Annotated in this window: 13 protein-coding genes; 12 read left to right on the forward strand and 1 reads right to left on the reverse strand. The window is 45.8% G+C overall.

All coding sequences use genetic code 11. From position 1 onward, the window contains the following. Positions 1 to 2: 2 nt before the first annotated feature. The 4 genes from JUB15_RS07360 to JUB15_RS07375 all read left to right on the forward strand — a co-directional run bounded on the left by JUB15_RS07360 (position 3) and on the right by JUB15_RS07375 (position 5,524). Positions 3 to 1,169 carry a trans-sulfuration enzyme family protein gene (locus JUB15_RS07360; RefSeq protein WP_207511815.1) on the forward strand — a complete coding sequence of 389 codons (1,167 nt, stop codon included), beginning with the start codon at positions 3 to 5 and terminating at the stop codon, positions 1,167 to 1,169. A gap of 292 nt (positions 1,170 to 1,461) precedes the next feature. After that, positions 1,462 to 2,922 carry a TolC family protein gene (locus tag JUB15_RS07365; RefSeq protein ID WP_207511816.1) on the forward strand — a complete coding sequence of 487 codons (1,461 nt, stop codon included), beginning with the start codon at positions 1,462 to 1,464 and terminating at the stop codon, positions 2,920 to 2,922. Between the two features lie 107 nt (positions 2,923 to 3,029). After that, positions 3,030 to 4,409: an efflux RND transporter periplasmic adaptor subunit gene (locus tag JUB15_RS07370; protein ID WP_207511818.1), complete on the forward strand. Its 1,380-nt coding sequence runs from the start codon at positions 3,030 to 3,032 to the stop codon at positions 4,407 to 4,409. A 77-nt stretch (positions 4,410 to 4,486) separates the two neighbouring features. Then, positions 4,487 to 5,524 (forward strand): NAD(P)H-dependent glycerol-3-phosphate dehydrogenase, encoded by a 1,038-nt coding sequence (locus JUB15_RS07375; protein ID WP_207511820.1) that lies wholly within the window; start codon positions 4,487 to 4,489, stop codon positions 5,522 to 5,524. A gap of 361 nt (positions 5,525 to 5,885) precedes the next feature. Here the strand turns inward: JUB15_RS07375 and hemW are convergent, their stop codons facing one another. Beyond that, entirely contained in the window at positions 5,886 to 7,019 is a 1,134-nt protein-coding gene (gene hemW, locus JUB15_RS07380) for a radical SAM family heme chaperone HemW (protein WP_207511821.1), read from the reverse strand. 55 nt (positions 7,020 to 7,074) lie between these two features. Between hemW and JUB15_RS07385 the strand changes: the two genes are divergently transcribed. The 8 genes from JUB15_RS07385 (at position 7,075) to porN (ending at position 18,480) form a co-directional block, all read left to right on the forward strand. Continuing rightward, positions 7,075 to 8,976: a BamA/TamA family outer membrane protein gene (locus JUB15_RS07385; protein ID WP_207511822.1), complete on the forward strand. Its 1,902-nt coding sequence runs from the start codon at positions 7,075 to 7,077 to the stop codon at positions 8,974 to 8,976. 63 nt (positions 8,977 to 9,039) lie between these two features. Next, positions 9,040 to 10,098 carry a DUF4271 domain-containing protein gene (locus JUB15_RS07390; protein ID WP_207511823.1) on the forward strand — a complete coding sequence of 353 codons (1,059 nt, stop codon included), beginning with the start codon at positions 9,040 to 9,042 and terminating at the stop codon, positions 10,096 to 10,098. Between the two features lie 25 nt (positions 10,099 to 10,123). Further along, positions 10,124 to 10,927 (forward strand): uroporphyrinogen-III synthase, encoded by an 804-nt coding sequence (locus tag JUB15_RS07395; protein WP_207511824.1) that lies wholly within the window; start codon positions 10,124 to 10,126, stop codon positions 10,925 to 10,927. A 420-nt stretch (positions 10,928 to 11,347) separates the two neighbouring features. Further along, entirely contained in the window at positions 11,348 to 13,456 is a 2,109-nt protein-coding gene (locus JUB15_RS07400) for a thioredoxin domain-containing protein (protein ID WP_207511825.1), read from the forward strand. Positions 13,457 to 13,610: 154 nt separating this feature from the next. Next, the gene (gene porK / locus JUB15_RS07405) at positions 13,611 to 14,885 is read left to right on the forward strand and encodes a T9SS ring complex lipoprotein PorK/GldK (RefSeq protein ID WP_242696230.1); all 1,275 of its coding nucleotides are present in this window, start codon (positions 13,611 to 13,613) and stop codon (positions 14,883 to 14,885) included. Positions 14,886 to 15,019: 134 nt separating this feature from the next. Further along, positions 15,020 to 15,790 (forward strand): type IX secretion system motor protein PorL/GldL, encoded by a 771-nt coding sequence (porL, locus tag JUB15_RS07410; RefSeq protein WP_207511827.1) that lies wholly within the window; start codon positions 15,020 to 15,022, stop codon positions 15,788 to 15,790. Between the two features lie 83 nt (positions 15,791 to 15,873). Next, positions 15,874 to 17,418 carry a type IX secretion system motor protein PorM/GldM gene (gene porM / locus JUB15_RS07415; protein ID WP_207511828.1) on the forward strand — a complete coding sequence of 515 codons (1,545 nt, stop codon included), beginning with the start codon at positions 15,874 to 15,876 and terminating at the stop codon, positions 17,416 to 17,418. 24 nt (positions 17,419 to 17,442) lie between these two features. Beyond that, on the forward strand, positions 17,443 to 18,480 hold the full coding sequence (gene porN / locus JUB15_RS07420; RefSeq protein ID WP_207511829.1) for a type IX secretion system ring subunit PorN/GldN: 1,038 nt from the start codon (positions 17,443 to 17,445) through the stop codon (positions 18,478 to 18,480). The last annotated feature ends 496 nt before the right edge of the window (positions 18,481 to 18,976 follow it).

Raw genomic sequence — 18,976 nt, forward strand, 5'->3', positions numbered from 1 at the left:
AAATGAACGATCTTTCGTACATATTAAATGAATTAGGTGAAGACCGGGAGCAGTATTTCCGCGCTATCTCTCCGCCCATTATGCAAACCAGCAATTTTGCCTTTAAGAAGGTGGAAGATCTGCGTAAGGTGTTCGAGGACGAGTTCAGTACCTATCTGTATAGCCGCGGTTTAAATCCAACCGTTGATATCCTGCGCCAGAAGCTGGCTGCTTTGGATGAAGCCGAAGACTGCTTGGTATTCAACAGCGGCGCCTCCGCTATTTTCGCTTCTGTATTTTCGAATGTGCAATCAGGTGACCATATTGTATCGGTGCGCAATCCATATACCTGGGCACAAAGAATGTTCGATAATATCCTGCCCCGGTTTGGCATTTCCACTACGTATGTAGATGGTACCCACATTGAAAATTTCGAAAGGGCCATCCTTCCCAATACCAGGATCATTTACCTCGAATCGCCCAATAGCTGGGATTTCGCCTTGCAGGATCTGCGGGCTGTTGCCGACCTGGCCCGGGCTGAAGATATTATAACAATTTGTGATAACAGCTATTGCACACCCCTGTACCAAAAGCCGGTGGTCATGGGTATTGATATGGTATTGCAATCGGCCACCAAATATATAGGCGGGCATAGCGATGTGGTAGCAGGCGTATTAACCGGCACCCGCCAGATGATGAAAAAGATCTTCGACAATGAGCTGTTAAATATGGGAAATGGCATTACTCCTTTTAATGCCTGGCTGCTGATCCGCGGTCTGCGTACGCTGCCCGTTCGGCTCGAACGCATTTCCGGCACTACGGCTAAAGTGGTTGACTACCTGAAAAAACACCCCCAGGTAGAAGAAGTGATCTTCCCTTTTGATCCCTCATTTCCCCAATATGAGCTGGCCCGTGAACAAATGGCCGGCGCCTGTGGCCTGTTCACCATCGTAATGAAGGCAGAAAAAATGCAACAGATTGTAACCTTCTGCGAATCTTTGCGACACATACTTATGGCTGTAAGCTGGGGTGGTCATGAAAGCCTGGCCATTCCGCGATGCGCTTCCATAAAACCGGAGCATTTCGATGCCGGTAACCGGGTGCATAAGATGATCCGGTTTTATGTCGGACTGGAAGACCCGGATTACCTGATCGCCGATTTTGAGCAGGCTTTTGCCAAAAGCCGGTAGCATAAAAGTGAATAATGACATGGGAGCCCGCATATCTATAAAAAGATATGGCGTTAAAACCGTATGCTGACGATCAATTCCTCAGCATCCGGTAATTGCTGTTTTTCCCTTTTTGTAACATGTGTTTATTCATTATTTTAACTGACCGTTTATCAAAAACAAGCTTATTCGCCTGTCATTACAATTACTTTTGGAAGATAAAACACCTGTCCCGCGATCGGGATGGTAGTGCCGTCTGATCCGGGCTGTGTCGGGTGCCGGCATCTGGCTAAAGAACAAATAATATTTTCAGATGAAAAATAGTAAGGTCTTATTATTAATTCCTCTTTTCACAGGCTGCCTTTCATTGGGTGTATTGGCGCAGGATGACTGGGATCTGCGGCGTTGTGTTGAATATGCACTGGCCAACAACATCTCGGTTCAGCAAACAATGGTTCAGGCCGAAGTGGCTGAAATAGGGGAAAAGCAATCCCGCTGGTCGAAATACCCCAGCGCCGATTTCAGCACCAATACCGGCTTGCAATGGGGCCGGTCAATTGACCCTACCACTAACCAGTTTACCAGTAACCAGTTATTATACCAGGGATATAATTTAAGCGCAGGTGTCACTGTATTTAACTGGCATCGCATCAAGAATAATATCATCTCTGCCAGTTTGAATACCGATGCAGCCAGAATGGATGTGGAGAAGATCAAAAATGATGTAGCCCTGAACGTTGCTACTTACTATTTACAGGTATTGCTGGCGCGGCAACAAATTAAGATCTCCAGCGTGCAAATGCAGCAAACCAAGGAACAACTGGAGGTAGCACGTAAAAGAGTAGCTGCCGGTGCTTCACCGGAACTCGATGCGCTTACACTTGAGGGACAGTATGCTACCGACAGTGCCAATTATATCTCGGCAAGGGCTACGGCCGATCAAAACCTGCTGCAGTTAAAACAGGTGCTGAATATAGATGCCGGTAAATTATTCGACATTGCTACACCTCCGGTTGAAGAGATACCCGTAGAGCCTATTTTACAATTGCAACCTGAAACGGTTTTCCAGATCGCCATGCAGAACCAGCCTGCGCAAAAGGCCATTCAATTACGATTGCGATCGCTGGAAGCTGCCTTGCGGGCCAGCCGTGCCGCCATGTACCCCACTATTTCAGTGGGCGGATCACTCGGTACCAACTTTTCTAGCGCTGATAGAAAAGTAACCGGCTTTAACTTAAAAGGCTTTACACCCAATGGCGATGTGGTGCGTTTATCAGGAGCAGAGTATCCCGTGCTTACTCCCGATATTCAGGTAACCCAGGGTAAAAAAACATTTGGTGAACGCTGGGATGGCTGGGGCGTTCAAATGAATAACAACTTCCGCCAAAGCCTGGGGCTTAGTATTTCAGTGCCCATCATAAGCGGTGGAGCTGCCCGCTTTAATTATCAACGGTCGAAACTCGATATTAAAAATGCAGAGCTCACCAGGTCACTGGCCGACCAAACCTTAAAGAACGATATTTATAAAGCCTATTATAGCGCGACCGCTGCACTGGAAAAATTCAATGCAACCAAACTGACCCTGGATGTTACCCAAAGATCATACGATGTAGCAAAAAAAAGGAACGAGCTGGGCTTACTCAGTACATTTGATCTTATTATCAGTCAGGCCAATTTAACCCGTGCTAAATTTGATATGGCTTCCGCCCAGTTTGATTATGTTTTCAAAATGAAGGTGCTGGAGTTTTATAAAGGGCAGGGCATTAAATTATAACATTCTCGTCAGGGTAAGGTGTGCCGCACTTATCGCTGGCATTGTAAACTAAGTGTGGCACACTTTATAATAGTTCATGAGATTCTAAACCGCGACAACCATTCATTATGAAGAAGAAAAAATTATTGTGGGTCATTCTTGGGCTTGGGGCATTGGTGATCATGCTGGTGGGCCTTAAGAGCGCCGGTGTAATAGGGAAGGAGGAAGGTTTGAAAGTGGCCACAGAAAAGGTGCAGCTCCGCAATATAACCGAAACCGTAAATGCCAGTGGCAAAGTGTATCCTGAAATAGAAGTTAAGGTCAGTCCTGATATTTCAGGTGAAATTGTAGACCTGCAGGTAAAGGAAGGGGATAGTGTTCGCAGGGGACAGGTCCTGGCAAAGATCTATGCAGATATTTATTCTACCCAGCGTAACCAGGCTGCGGCGGAAGTAAGCCGTCAGCAGGCGTTGGTTGATAACAGCAAAGCACAGCTGGAAAGTCTTGAGTCTGCGCTGCAACTGGCAAAAAGAACTTTTGAACGGCAAAAGCAGTTGAAGGCTGATAAGATAATTTCCGATGCAGAATTTGAACAGGCGCAAAACGCTTTACAAACGGCACAGGCCAATTATAACGCGGCTTTGCAGAGCATTCGAAGCGGCGAAGCCGGCATCGCCAGTTCCAGGGCCAGTCTCGAAAGAGCGAACAAAGACCTTAGCCGAACGGCCGTGTTATCACCTATGAGTGGAGTGGTGTCTTTATTGAATGTTAAAGCCGGTGAAAGGGTAGTGGGTAACTCCATGATGGCGGGTACCGAAATGATGCGTATTGCCGATATGAGCATTATTGAAGTACAGGTAGAAGTGGGCGAGAATGATATTCCAAAAGTAAAAATGGGCGATTCTGCCCTGGTAGAAGTAGATGCCTATAATAACCGGAAATTTAAAGGCATTGTTACCCAGATCGCCAGCAGTAATACCACGGCCAGCAGCGCAGCGGCTGCTTCCACATCAAACGATGTAACAAATTATAAAGTGCATATCAGGTTGCTGCGCGATTCTTATAAAGATCTCATCGATCCTGAACGGCCCAGGCGTTTCCCTTTCCGCCCCGGGATGAATGCCAGTGCCGATATTCAAACCAGAACAAAAGCAAATGTTCTGGCTGCGGCTATCAATGCTGTTAGCACCCGGGAAAAAGGAACTGATAATGTTGTCGGTGAAAATAAAGACAAGGATAAAAACAACGGCAACAATACGGAGGATGAGAGCAAATCAACTGCTACTGATCTCGATGAAGTAGTATTCGTTTTGAAACCAGACGGCACCGTAAAAAAAGCAGTTGTGAAAACCGGTATCCAGGACATCAACTACATTGAAATTACCGAAGGGCTGAAGGCAGGCGATGAAATTGTAGTAGCGCCCTATAATATTATCAGCAAAACATTAAAAGAAGGTACAAAAGTAAAAGTAGTGCCGAAGGATAAGTTATTCGAAGTTAAAAAGTAATTCAGGCATTTTCCTGCTTCATACTTTTTTTATGCCTCTTTGCCTTTATTCCTATTTTTGGGCAAACAAAGAATTACATGCAACTGGGAATTATTGGTAGTGGCAGCTGGGCTACGGCATTGGCAAAAATCTGTACAGACAATAAAAGAACCATAAACTGGTGTGTACGATCTGAAGAAATTGTAAATCACCTGCAACACCGGCATCATAATCCCGGCTATTTAAGTTCGGTTTATTTTGATACCAATCTGTTGAACCTGTTTACCGATATTGCTGCCACCATTGCAGCGAGTGACTGCATCCTCATCGCGGTTCCATCGGCCTATGTAACTGCTTCACTGAAAGGCCTGCCTGCAAATGCATTTGAAGGCAAAAAAGTGATCTCTGCTGTAAAAGGTATTTTGCCCGACAACAACTTATTGCTGAACGATTACCTGAAAGAAAAATTCAGCCTGCCTTTATCCGATTATTTTACTGTAATGGGACCCTGCCACGCCGAGGAAGTGGCTTCCGAAAAATTATCTTACCTCACATTTTCGGGCATAGATGTAGTAATGGCAGAGAAAATTGCTGCCTGCTTCAGTACCGAATACCTCAATACCATCGTTAACAGTGATGTGTATGGCGTGCAGTATGCGGCTGTGTTGAAGAACATTTACGCGTTGGGCGCGGGTATAGCGCATGGCCTCGAATACGGTGATAATTTCCTCAGTGTGCTGATCGCCAATTGCGCCGATGAAATGGCCGGCTTTTTGAAAAAGATCGGCATTAAACATATTGAAGTGGGAGTACATGAAGGCGAAGACCCCATAACACACCGCCAAACGCAAAACTATGCTGCGTCCGTTTACCTGGGCGATCTGCTGGTAACCTGTTATTCATTGCATAGCCGTAACCGTACGTTTGGAAACATGATCGGTAAAGGCTATTCGGTAAAAGCTACGCAGTTGGAAATGAACATGGTGGCTGAGGGCTATAATGCCAGTAAATGTATTTACCTGGTTAATAAACAAATCGGGGCAGAAATGCCGATAGCCGAAACCATTTACCGCATTCTTTGGGAAAATGTTAAACCCCGCAAAGGCTTTAATCTTGTAGAGCAAACATTGGTCTAATAAATAACTGGAGCCAGTTGTAATAATTTTCGGTTTTTTACGACGAATAAGATCATGTTATTGGAATACGGTTGTTTTCCATTATCAAATCATTACATTATCAAATCATCACATTTGCTTTTATGCCTTTCTCATTAGGAATATATGGAGTTACTGCCCTGTTGGTATTAGGAGGCATTGTGGCCATCAATGAGGTGATCAAATACCTGAAGAAAGACCATCATTCGGTTTAAAAATCTTTATAAAGCATTGATTATCACTAATGCGTTCCGTTGGAGCGCATTTTTTATGCCTATGACTTCGCAAAAAGAAGACCCGGAGCAATCATTGACGACTGTCACCGTTGGGCGGTCATTGCGGATCAGGGGGCGTTAAACAGCCAGGCCGCAATGCCATCTGCAAACAGTTTCCCTTCTTTGGTAAGTTGGAAATAGTTATTATTCAATTGCATTTTACCCGAATCAAGGAACTGCCTGGCTTCCTGTTTTAATTTACCGGCAGCTGTTTCGCCAAACCGGTTGGTGACGTACTCAAGGTTCAACCCTTCCACGGTGCGCAGGGAGGTCATAATATATTCGTTTAACCGTTGGGTATCGGTAAGCATTTCCACTTCAAATGGCACTTTATCTTCTTTAATAGATTTGATATACAAGGCATTGTTGGCGATGTTCCATTGCCGGGATTCGCCATTGAATGAATGGGCGGATGGGCCTAATCCCAGGTAGGCAGCACCCTGCCAGTAGGAACTGTTATGACGGCTGCGCTGGCCGGGCAGGGCAAAGTTCGAGATCTCATAATGTTCATAGCCGGCCGCCTGCATCCAATCCATCAGGAGCAGAAATTGCCGCGCCTGGTCCTCGGTACTTACATCTGCTATCTTACGTTTGGTGATCATGGAGTCCAGGGCGGTTCCGGGTTCTACAGTAAGCGCATAACAGGAAATATGGGGAATGCCCAGGGCAATGGCCTGTTGCACATTGCTATGCCATTTGTCATCGGGCAGGGTGGGCGTGCCGTAAATGAGGTCAATCGTAATATTATCAAAGTATTTCTTTGCCAATTGCAAATTGTCTGTTGCCTGTTGCGCAGTATGCGCCCGGTTCATCCATTGCAGGTCCTCTTCAAAGAAGGATTGTACGCCTATACTTAACCGGTTAATGCCGGTCTGTTTCCAGTCAACAAGCTTTTGTTCGGAAAGATCATCGGGATTGGCTTCCAGGGTGATCTCGGCATCGGCGGCAATTTGAAAATGCTGCCGCAGGCTTTGCAGAATGCTCGTAAGTTCTTCAATCGTAAGCAGGGAAGGGGTTCCGCCGCCAAAATAGATGGTGTTCACGGGCCCGGAGCCGGCGGGCAGATAATTGCGCTGCAGGCTGATCTCTTTCAATAAAGCCTCTACAAATTCGTTCTTTAACCGCAATGAGGTGGAGAAGTGAAAATTACAGTAATGACAGGCCTGCCTGCAAAAAGGGATATGTAAATAAATGCCTGCCATCGTATTCCGTATTTTTTATCGAATATTACAGTTTAATTAATTGTATGGGGTCAGTATGGCAAAGATAGTGTCATGTTACAAGTATTTTGACGCTTCTCCGTGTTGCAGCCGGTTTGCATTGCTTATTGAGGTGTGCGGGCTTCGACGCTGGCGGAAAATGCGGCGCAGCCTGCCTGTCGTCTCTGGCCTATTGACCCTTACATGGCTGATCTGCCCTTTTTTGCTGCAGGCGCAATATCGCCTGCAAATAAACGGGATTGATAAAGATTCTATTTTCCTGTATGCTACGCTGCGTTTACAGGCCGATTTCAGGAATAAAGGGCTGGCGGAGGAGTATGTCAGCAAACTGCCTTCCCTGCTGCAAACAAAAGGGTATCCGGCCGCTTCGGTAGACTCGGTATATTATGATTCTGTGAACGCCAGCTGTTACTTATATGTGGGCGAGCCGTTTCAATTTGCGAAATTGCAGGTCGATTCAGCCGGCAGAAAATTACTCGATGCCATCAACTGGCATCCGGGCGGAAAGAATAACCAGGCCATAAGTTTTGACCAGGTGCAGTCCGCCCAGCAGAAACTGCTCGATTACCTGGAGAACAATGGTTATCCGTTTGCCAGGATCAACATCGACAGTATTACCATGATTAACCAGCAGCTGGAAGCCCGCCTTCGCATCGACAAAGGCCCGCTGTATAAGATAGACAGCATCCGTAATATGGGAACGGCCAGGATCTCCACCAGCTTTCTGCAACGCTACCTGGGCATCATGAACGGCAGCTTTTATAAGAAGGAACGATTGCAGACCGTGAGCAAAAAGCTCAACGATCTGGCTTATGTGCAGGAGTTGCAGCCCTGGGATGTAACCCTGCTGGGAACAGGCTCCATCCTGAACGTTTACCTGGCGCCCAAACGCAGCAGCCAGATCAATGTACTGGTTGGCCTGTTGCCGCAAAGCACCCAGACTGAAAACAATAAACTGCAGGTAACGGGGGAGGCGAATATCAATCTGCGTAACTCCCTTGGGAATGGAGAAAGCATTGGTATTAACTGGCAACAGATCCAGGTAAAATCACCCCGGCTCGATCTGTCCTTCCAGCAGCCTTATCTGTTCGGTTCGCCCTTTGGCGTGAATGCCAGTTTCAACTTATTCAAAAAGGATTCGTCGTTCGTTAACATAAATATGATGGCGGGAGCGCAGTATTCCATTTCATCGAGCCAGGGCGGCAGTGTGTTCATTCAAAGTTTTCAAACCAACGTATTAACGGTAGACACCCTGTTTATAAAGAGTTCCCACACCCTGCCTGAACAGGCAGACATCCGTTCGGTGAACCTGGGTGTGAATTATGAGTGGTTCAATACCGATTACCGTTTCAACCCGCGTACCGGCAACGAATGGCAGCTGACCATAACCGCTGGTTCTAAAAAGATCAAAAAGAATACGGTCATTGTGGGATTAAAAGACGAAAGGGACCCTGATTTCGATTTCAACAGCCTGTACGATACGGTGCAATTGAACAGCTATCAGTTCCGGCTGAAAGGTTCGCTGGCACATTATTTCAAATTAACGCGGGTTTCCACCCTGAAAACGGCCGTCAACGGAGGCTGGTTTCAAAGTCCGGCCATATTCCGGAACGAATTATTTCAAATTGGTGGATATAAATTATTGCGTGGTTTTGATGAAGAAAGCATTTTTGCATCTCAATACGCAATAGGCACGCTGGAGTACCGCTACCTGGTGGGGCGTAATTCATATTTGTCTTATTTTATCGATGGCGGCTGGTCGAAAAACGCTTCCGTTTATGCGCGGTCGAGTAATTATTACTGGGGTACGGGGTTTGGAATGGCGTTCGAGACGAAGGCCGGTATTTTTAATTTGTCGTATGCGGTGGGAAAGCGGGATGATGCCAAATTCAATATGCGGCAATCAAAGATCCATATCGGGTACGTTAATTATTTTTAAGCCATTAAATTCTTTTCAGTCAATGCCGGCACTACAATATTTTTGCAAACCCAAATGTTCCCTGTGAAGAAACTGATACTACTCCTTTTTTGCTGTTGCTTACTGATAGTGTCATCGCTTGCGCAAGGCGGAAAGGATACTATTCCTCATGTTCGGGAACATCGTGATACGGTTATCAAAAAGCGCGACACGCCCGGCATTAAAAAAGATACTGCCGCCAAAATCGTAACCGATACGACAATTGCGGTTGCACCGAAACCCGATTCCATCGATAGCGCCAGGCCGGTAAGACAACCCGTTCAATCGCGACCCGATTCGGTTATACCCGTTGCTTCCGTTTTGAAAGGACCGCCGCTGCCCGAGCCGAAGCCCACACTGGAAGGATTTCAAAACGCTTTACGCAACCATCCTTATTTCAATTTTTACGGCCGTGCGGTAAAGATCACGGAACAGTTGAAAAAAGAAAGTCATGACGAAAGTATGTTTTACTTTCTGTGCGCCTTGTTGTTCTACTTTGGCTTTATTCGAATTGCCTTCATGAAGTACCTCGATAACCTGAATACCTTATTTTTCAGGGTTACCATGCGGCAGCAACAGATCCGCGACCAGGTGCTTCAATCGCCGCTGCCATCACTTTTACTTAATATATTATTCATTATTTCTGCTGGGCTGTTCCTGAGTTTTGTGGCGGACTATTATAATATAGTGCCCGGTATGAACCGGTGGTTATTGCTGTTCTATTGCTGTTTGCTGCTTACGGCAATCTATATGGGCAAGTTCATCATCCTGAAGATGATCGGCTGGATGTTCAATATCAGGCTGGCCACCGATACGTATATCTTTATTGTTTTCCTTGTAAACAAGATGATGGGCATCTATTTATTGCCTGCGCTGCTGTTTATGGCCTTCGCCAAGGGCGCTTTTTTAACGGTTCTAATTACTTTAACTTACTGCTTTATCGTGATATTATTTATTTATCGGTTTATAATAGCGTATAGGCCAGTAAGAAATGAGATTAAACTCTCAAGATTCCATTTTTTTATTTACCTTTGCGCCTTCGAAATAGCACCCCTTTTATTGATTTACAAGGTGTTATTGATTTTTGTGGAAAGAAGTTATTAACTTTGCAAATCCATACGTAGCTATTATGGTTAAAAACGGGGCTAAAAATGTAGCAGCAATGGCTACTCAAACCATTAAAAAAATCCTGATTACTCAACCCAGGCCGGAAACCGATAAATCACCGTACTTTGAACTTGCCAGAAAGTACAGTGTTGAATTGGATTTCCATCCATTCATACGCCTGGAGGGTATTCCCGCCAAAGAATTCCGCAAGCAAAAGATAGAAATAGCAAATTACACAGCCGTTGTTTTTACCAGCCGCAACGCTATTGACCATTTCTTCCGCATTTGCGAGGAAATGAAGATCAGCATTTCGCAGGACACGAAGTACTTCTGTATTACGGAAGCCGTTGCCCTGTACCTGCAAAAATTTATCCTGTATCGCAAACGCAAGGTTTTTTATGGCGCCGATGGCACCAACAAGAGCATGTTTGATGTGATCAACAAACACAAGGAGAACGAAAAGTTCCTGTATCCATGTTCTGAGAACCAGCAGGATAATGAGATCGTAAGCTGGCTCAAGGCCAATAATTGCGAATTTGCAACTCCTTTTATGTACCGGACCATCAGCAATGATGTAAAGGACCTGCTCACAAAGACCGAATACGATATTATTTGCTTTTTCACCCCCAGCGGTGTGAAAAGCCTGTTCGACAATCTTCCTTCTTATCAACAGAACGGCACCCGCATCGGCGCTTTCGGAAGCAATACTTCCCGCGCGGTGGAGGAGGCTGGTTTAACCCTCGACATTAAAGCGCCGCAACCACAGGCGCCATCTATGGTGGCAGCCCTGGAACAGTACCTGGCAGCTTATACCAAGAAAAAGTAAAGTTTATACCAGATTTGGCTGATTTGCTTTCTTGGATGGCCCGGTTTGTCGTGAGTCGGCAATCCGCAATCGGCAATCCGCAAACCGCTACGCGGCAGTGAGCAATCGTGAGTCGTCAATCGTCAATCGGCAATCGGCTACGCGTAGCGAGCTATCGTGAGTCGTCAATCGGCAGACCACGAGGCGGCAGTCCGCGTTCGGCAATCAGCAGTCAGCAGGGGGCAAAGCCCATGCGCGGCAAATCTTTGCCTTTGTGCCTCTTTGCCTTGTTACCTTTTTGTCTCATTGCCTTTCCACGCGGCTTATTATTTGCATTTATTCCCCGCCCTACAACTGAGCTGACGGCAAGCGTTCAGAATTAAGCGTTAAGCGTTTTGCATTAAGCGTTCGGCGTAAAGTGAAACCTTCTACCTTTATAACATGGCAAAACATACCAATAAGCTGGCGCAGGAAACAAGTCCCTACCTGTTACAGCATGCGCATAACCCGGTCGACTGGTTCCCCTGGGGCGATGAAGCGATCAATAAAGCCAAAACAGAGGACAAACCTTTGCTGGTAAGCATTGGCTATGCAGCCTGCCACTGGTGCCATGTCATGGAAAAAGAGAGTTTTGAAGATGAGGAAACAGCTGCCCTCATGAACGAGCATTTTGTGAATATCAAGATCGACCGGGAAGAGCGGCCCGATCTTGACCATATATATATGGACGCCGTACAGGCCATGACCGGCAGCGGCGGCTGGCCACTGAACATTTTTCTCACGCCCGACGGCCGTCCCTTCTACGGCGGTACTTATTTCCCACCCCGGGCCATCTACAACCGGCCTTCCTGGAAAGATGTGCTGTTAGGCGTTGCCGGCGCCTGGACCGAGAAACGGAACGAGATCGATGCCCAGGCCACCAATTTAACCGGCTATATCAATCAGAGCAATGCGTTCGGGCAGCAGGCGGTGGAAGGTGATCTTGATCCGGCCAGCCTGTTTTCGAGGGAGAAAGCCGATACCATGTTCAACAACATCATGAGCACGGCCGATAAACAGGAGGGAGGATTCGGTAATGCCCCTAAATTTCCACAAACTTTCACAATTGGGTACCTGCTGTGCTACTATCACCTCACTAAAAACGAGCAGGCGTTACAACAGGCCTGCCTGAGCCTCGATAAAATGATACAGGGTGGGTTATACGATCACCTGGGCGGTGGCTTTGCCCGGTATTCAACCGACCGGGAATGGCTGGTGCCGCACTTTGAAAAAATGTTATATGATAATGCCCTCCTGGTTTCTGTGCTCTGTGATGCATGGCAGTTGACCCAAAAGCCGTTGTACAAACAGGCGATGGAGCAAACGCTGGCTTTTGTACAAAGGGAATTATACGCTAAAAACTCCGCCTTCAACGGAGAGCCTGTCCCCACTGGTGGAAAGGGGCGGGGGGAGGCCGGGTTTTATTCAGCCCTCGATGCCGACAGTGAGGGGGTAGAAGGCAGGTTCTATGTTTGGTCAAAAGCCGAAGTGGAAGAGGTCTTGCAGCAGGATGCCGCGCTTTTCTGTTCATTTTACGATGTAACGGAGGACGGCAACTGGGAGCATACGAATATTCTGAACATCCGTAAACCGCTGGATGCGTTCGCCAGGGATCAGAATATAGACGAAGAGCAGCTGCAGGAGTTGCTGCAGCGCTGCCGCGAAAAGCTGTTGCAGCGCCGCGCGGGCCGCGTGCGGCCCCTGCTGGATGATAAGATCCTGCTGGGATGGAATGCGCTCATGAACACCGCCTTCAGCAAAGCGTACAGCGCCTTTGGCGACCCGCAATATCTACAGGTAGCGCGGGAGAATATGGATTTTTTATGGGACAGGTTTTCCCGGAATGGGCTGGATTTTTTTCACACATATAAAAAAGAAATTGCAAGATACCCAGCCTTTTTAGACGATTATGCGTACCTAATTCAGGCGCTGATCCATTTGCAGGAAATTACGGGGAACACAGACTATCTGTATAAGGCAAAATCACTAACAGAATGGGTAATAGAGCAGTTCAGCGAGGATGATACCGGCTTTTTCTTCTATACAAACAAGGCTCAGCAGGATGTAATTGTGCGTAAAAAAGAAGTGTACGATGGCGCAATTCCCTCCGGAAATGCAATAATGGCTTTTAATTTGCAGTATATAGGCGTTGTATTTGACATAACCGTTTGGAAAGAAAGGGCCATAAAAATGTGTGCAGGGCTGCAACAGGCTGTACACCGCTATCCGGGTTCATTTGGCGTATGGGCGACCATGATACTTTCTAATGTAGGGGGAATTGCAGAAATAGCCATTGTTGGAAAAGAAGTAGAAGCCGTAAGACGCGCGCTTTTGCGGAATTTTATCCCGTTCCGAGTGGTTCAGTCTGCCCCGGCCGCAAATGATGATTTCCCCTTACTAACGAATAAACCAGCATCCCCTGATACGCAGATTTACTTATGTAAAAACTACCAGTGTAGCGCGCCTGTAAATAATGTGAATGACCTGATCCGTCTTCTGGGAAATGTGTAAAAATTTAAGAATTTGGCGATACAATAATCCAATTTCCGGTATCGTTTACATGAAAGCTTATATCACGTAATTGCAGTTTTAAAAAATAAATTCTATTCTTGTGATGAAGTCGGTAAAACATTATTTTTGCCCAATACCCTTTAATATTATGAAAATGAAGAACCTATCCGCCTTAACAGCACTGGTGGCCATGATCGCTACCGGTTGTGGCAAAATAGGCAAATCCTCGAAAGGCGTGCCCAATGATGGCCAGTTACATGGCGTGTCAGCGGCGGCTAAATACAGCATGACCAGGCCTCCGGGCATGGTGTACGTTCCACCAGGCACCTTCCACATGGGGCCCAGTGATGAGGATGTAAACTATGCTTATACTGCCCGTAACAAGCAAATATCCATTAATGGCTTCTGGATGGACGCTACCGAGATCACAAACAACGAGTATCGTCAGTTTGTGAATTGGGTACGCGACTCTATCGGCGCCACACTGCTTCAATATGGTAAAGAAGTAGATGGCACTTTCCAGATTGACTGGAAAAAGGCCAAAACCATTAAATGGGACGATAAGTCAACTATCGAGAAGATCGACCAGTTGATCCTGTCGCCTGAGAACCGCGTTTTCGGCAAAAAAGAGATCGATCCTTCCAAGTTAATATACCATTCAGAAATATTTGAGCTGAAAGAAGCTTCCAAAAGAGAAAATGCTGGCCGGCCCCGCTCTCAGTTCATCGTAAAGAAGAATGTGCCTATTTATCCTGATACCCTGGTTTGGATCCGTGACTTCAGTTATTCTTATAACGAGCCCATGACCAAACGGTATTTCGTTCACCCGGCCTTCGGCAACTACCCAGTAGTAGGTGTGAACTGGAAACAGGCCAGTGCCTTCTGCGAATGGAGAACTCACTACCTGAATTCTTTCCTGGAATCAAAAAAGAAACCTACCGAGTCAGATTTCCGTTTACCAACAGAAGCTGAGTGGGAATATGCAGCCCGTGGCGGCCGTTCTCAATCAATGTTCCCCTGGGGTAACTATTATCTGAGAAACAGAAAAGGTTGTTTACTGGCCAACTTCAAACCTGGCCGTGGTAACTACCCTGAAGATGGCGCTTTCTATACTGCCCGCGCCGATGCTTACTGGCCAAACGATTTTGGTTTGTATTGCATGTCGGGTAACGTATCAGAGTGGACCTCTTCTCTGTTCTACGAAGGTTCTTACAACTTCCAACACGATATGAACCCTGACATTCGTTTCGATGCCCATGATGATGCACCTCCCCGTATGAAACGTAAGGTGATCCGTGGTGGCAGCTGGAAAGATGTAGGCTTCTTCCTTCAAACGAGCACCCGTAGTTATGAATACATGGATACGGCTAAGTCTTACATCGGCTTCCGCTGTGTAATTGATTTACCGGCTATGCAGAAGAAACGTTAAAAATTATTTAAGCGTAAAATTTTTTAACGGCTAATCCGTTTTATTGGAGATTGATTTGACAACAAAATCAAACTGGTATTTTATTCTCTCAACCCTATTGAAAACCCGTTTTCTAAAAATTAAAAATTAAAGTTATGGCTGGAGTTTCTAAATCTACTGAAAGACTGGTAAACGTAATCGTATGTATGGGTGCTGCTGTCGTGATCTTCGGTGCCTGGCAAAAAATTACGCACCAGCCCCTCGCTGATTTCTTCTTAACGGCAGGTCTTATTACGGAAGCAGTAATTTTCGTTGTATATGCATTCTTACCCCCTCCCGGATCTGAAATGCATGCTATCGCTGAAGCATTACCAAAATTAGCCGGTGGCGCCTCCTCCTCAGGCAATCCCGCTGTTGCTAAAATGGATGAAATGTTCCAGGAAGCTGACATTACACCTGCTAACCTGAGCCGTTTGAGCGAAGGATTCAAAAAATTAGGTTCTACTGTTAATAATATAGCTGATGTTTCTGATGTAGTTAAAACTACCAGCGACTATACTGCAAAAACTAAAGAAGTTACACAGGCTTTGGATCAAATGAAAAACGTTTACCAGGGCGCTGCTTCTACAGTTTCCAGCTTTAATTCAGCTGCTGACAGCACTAAACAGTTCCACGAGCAAGTACAGGTTCTGACCAAAAACTTAGGTTCTCTGAACGCTATTTACGAACTGGAATTACAGGATACAAACAACCACCTGAAAGCGATGAACAGCTTCTACGGCAACCTGGTGCAGGCTTCTCAAACCATGCAAGGTAGCGTAGACGATGCTAAGAAAGCGCACGAACAGATCTCTAAACTGGCAGGTAACCTGAGCCACCTGAATACCATCTATGGTAACATGCTCACTGCCATGCAGGGTCGTTAATCAGGCGGTAGTCCATATCCTGTTACCCGTGAATACAATCAGAATTAGTGAAACAAATTGTTTAAACTAGAAAAACCTAACCCATGGCTTTACCTAAAGAGCCTAGGCAGAAGATGATCAATATGATGTACTTGGTGCTGACAGCCCTGCTGGCACTGAACGTATCATCAGAGATCCTCAACGCCTTCGTAACTGTAAATAGTAGTATTGCAAAATCGAACGATTTAATTAGTGATAAGAACAAACTGACTTACGAGTCGTTTGCCGCTAAATTAAAAGATCCTCAAACCGCTGCACAGGCTGAAGCCTGGGCGCCTAAGGCCGAGGAAGCAAAAAAATTATCTGCCGACCTGTACAATTATATTGAACAGCTGAAAGCAGAAATGGAAAAAGAAGCCGGTACCCATGAAAGCCATGGCGTAAAGGAGATCAATGCTGATAACCTGGACGCTGCTACCCGCCTCATGGACCAAAAAGGTAAAGGCAAGGAATTATATGGCAAACTGGCTGATTACAAAAAACAACTGATCGGCCTGTTAGGTAATGATGAAAAGGTTTCTTTCTATCAGAAGTCACTGCCGATCGATCTGAATGTGCCCAAGTCTAAGACTGGTAATAAATACGGCAATGATGTAAATGGCTGGACGCAAAGCTATTTCCACATGACGCCTGCTATTGCCGCTTTAACGATCCTGAGCAAGTTCCAGAACGACGTTAAGAACTCTGAAGCCCAGATCGTTGACTATTTACACTCAAAAATCGGTGAAGTAAAAATAGTTTACAACAAATTCCAGGCTATTGCCCAAGCTAACACATCATACGCGATGCCTGGCGATAACATCGAGATCACTGCCGGTGTTGGCGCCTTCAGCGAAGCTGCTAAACCACGGATCTCTATCAATGGCCAGTCAATGCCATTAACGGCAGAAGGAACTGCTTTGTATAAGACAACTGCCAGCGGAACCGGTGAGCATTCAGTAAATGTTGCTATCGAGTTCAACAAACCCGATGGTACCGTTGAAAAAGTAAACAAAGTAGTTAAATATACCGTAGGTGTTCCTTCAGGAGCTTCTGTGTTCCTCGAGAAAATGAACGTACTGTATATTGGTGTTGATAACCCGCTGACCATCTCTGGTGGTAGCGTAGGTGCCGAAAAAACAAGGGTAAGTTTTGCCGATGGTTCTATCTCTAAAGTTGGTGGCGACCGCTACATTGCAAAGCCCAGCAGACCCGGCATGTCGAAAATTGTAGTAAATGCAAATGGTAAGAACTTCGAGTTCCCCATGCGCTTAAAATACCTGCCTCCGCCAACTGGTTTCGTTGGTTCTAAAAAAGGCGGAAGTATTTCTTCAGCTGAATTTAAAGCAATTGGCGCTGTAATTGCTAAACTGGAAGACAGTGATTTCGAAGCACCATTTAAAGTAGTAAGCTACAGATTAGGTGCTGTAGGTGGTCCTGTTCAATTGTACACAGAAGCCGTAAACGAAGGCAACCGCTGGAGTGGTCAGGCTGCCAGCCTGGTTCAAAGGTCTGGTCCTGGTACAAGGATTTTCATCGACGCCCTCACGGTTGTAGGACCTGATGGCCGTAAACGCGAGATCCCGGGCATGCAATTCAGCCTTAAGTAAAAACATTATAAAAACAGGGAACAAATGAAGAACCGTATCATAAAATTGTGTTTGTTGCTGGTTGCGCTGACCTTTACTGCAGAAGCAGTGGATGCTCAGGCTAAGAAACCTGTCCGGAAAGCCACAAAGCGGACTACCGCCAAGAAAAGTACTGCCAATCGCAGCAGGAACCAACCTACTGCCGCAGTTGCTCCTCCGCCGGTAGATACCGTAAAACCTACGCCCGTTGAGGCCAAGTTGGACATTCCGCCGATCAAAAAATCGCTGCGTAATGACAACGCCATCGAGCGTAACCTGGTGAAAGACCGGATTCCTTTAGCATACGAACACATACGGGAAGATGATGCCGTGTATATGCAACGTGTATGGCGTGAAATAGATGTACATGAAAAAATGAACCTGCCTTTCGTTTATAAAGCTGAAGGCGACCTGGGTAACCAACGGTTCATTTACATTCTGCTGAACGCTATTAAAAACGATAGCATCACTGCTTTCTCTCCTGAAGATGACCGGTTTACCACTCCTTTGCCTTTCAGCGAGATCGTTAAAGGCCTGGTAGGTGTTCCCAAAGTGATCTCTGTTCCTGACTTAAGGAACGACCCCGACGGTTCTAAAGGTTTGATGCGTGATACCACCATCGTGGATGAATTCAATCCTGATAAAATAGAAAGATTCTGGATCAAGGAAGACTGGGTATTCGATAAAGAATCTTCGCGTATGCAGGTGCGTATTCTTGGAATCGCCCCGCTTAAGACCATTATGAATGAAAGTGATGGCTCTTTCCGCGATGTAACGCCTATCTTCTGGGTATACTATCCCGATCTGAGACCGATCTTTGCTAAACACGAGGTGTACAATGGTAAAAACTTTGGCGCCCGTATGAGTTGGGAAGAATTGTTCGAAAGCCGCATGTTTGCGAGCCGTATTATCAAATCTACGGTTAACAACCCCAACGATGAATTCATCAAATCGTACGTGAAAGATCCTATCCTCGCCCTGTTAGAAGGCGAAAACATGAAAGAGCGGATCTTCAACTACGAGCAGGACCTTTGGTCATACTAGAAAATAGTATATAACTATAACGAAAAGGGTATCGTATTTTTACGATACCCTTTTTAGTTTCTTGTTTTAAACGGCTGTAATACACTTTTAAAAAGAAGTCGCTGTATAAACATTATATCAATAATTTTTTTAAAAATACCCACATGTAGGTATTGTTTTGTGACGACGATTCACTATTTTTACAATGGTTTTTCATAGGATATTGGATTTTAAAAACGGGGCTGGATGTCTATCCGGGCCCCTTTTTCTTTTTATACCTGCTTGCCAGGGCGTATAACCGAAGCTACCCACTCACCATGATCATTCACCTGTAATATTTTCGTAAGAAACGGTTGCACAAGCCGTTGAACCATCCCCAACGCAGCTAAAGGCGCAAGGCTAAAGGCCAAAGGCCAAAGGCGCAGGGCTTTGCGAGAGCATTAAACTGTTAACTGAGAATTATAAACTTTGAGCTGTGAACTGTAAACTTTGAACTGTATTTGCGTTAAGCGTTCGG

Origin of the sequence: Longitalea luteola (assembly GCF_017356035.1) — a bacterium.
GTDB classification, from domain to species: domain Bacteria; phylum Bacteroidota; class Bacteroidia; order Chitinophagales; family Chitinophagaceae; genus Niastella; species Niastella luteola.

What these genes read in the sequence shown, in the direction of transcription:
- porM (WP_207511828.1), top strand. Translation starts at nt 15,874, where the DNA reads ATGGCTTTACCTAAAGAGCCTAGGCAGAAGATGATCAATATGATGTAC.
- JUB15_RS07365 (WP_207511816.1), top strand. Translation starts at nt 1,462, where the DNA reads ATGAAAAATAGTAAGGTCTTATTATTAATTCCTCTTTTCACAGGCTGC.
- porK (WP_242696230.1), top strand. Translation starts at nt 13,611, where the DNA reads ATGAAGAACCTATCCGCCTTAACAGCACTGGTGGCCATGATCGCTACC.
- JUB15_RS07375 (WP_207511820.1), top strand. Translation starts at nt 4,487, where the DNA reads ATGCAACTGGGAATTATTGGTAGTGGCAGCTGGGCTACGGCATTGGCA.
- porN (WP_207511829.1), top strand. Translation starts at nt 17,443, where the DNA reads ATGAAGAACCGTATCATAAAATTGTGTTTGTTGCTGGTTGCGCTGACC.
- porL (WP_207511827.1), top strand. Translation starts at nt 15,020, where the DNA reads ATGGCTGGAGTTTCTAAATCTACTGAAAGACTGGTAAACGTAATCGTA.
- hemW (WP_207511821.1), bottom strand. Translation starts at nt 7,019, where the DNA reads ATGGCAGGCATTTATTTACATATCCCTTTTTGCAGGCAGGCCTGTCAT.
- JUB15_RS07385 (WP_207511822.1), top strand. Translation starts at nt 7,075, where the DNA reads ATGGCAAAGATAGTGTCATGTTACAAGTATTTTGACGCTTCTCCGTGT.
- JUB15_RS07370 (WP_207511818.1), top strand. Translation starts at nt 3,030, where the DNA reads ATGAAGAAGAAAAAATTATTGTGGGTCATTCTTGGGCTTGGGGCATTG.
- JUB15_RS07360 (WP_207511815.1), top strand. Translation starts at nt 3, where the DNA reads ATGAACGATCTTTCGTACATATTAAATGAATTAGGTGAAGACCGGGAG.
- JUB15_RS07395 (WP_207511824.1), top strand. Translation starts at nt 10,124, where the DNA reads ATGGTTAAAAACGGGGCTAAAAATGTAGCAGCAATGGCTACTCAAACC.
- JUB15_RS07400 (WP_207511825.1), top strand. Translation starts at nt 11,348, where the DNA reads ATGGCAAAACATACCAATAAGCTGGCGCAGGAAACAAGTCCCTACCTG.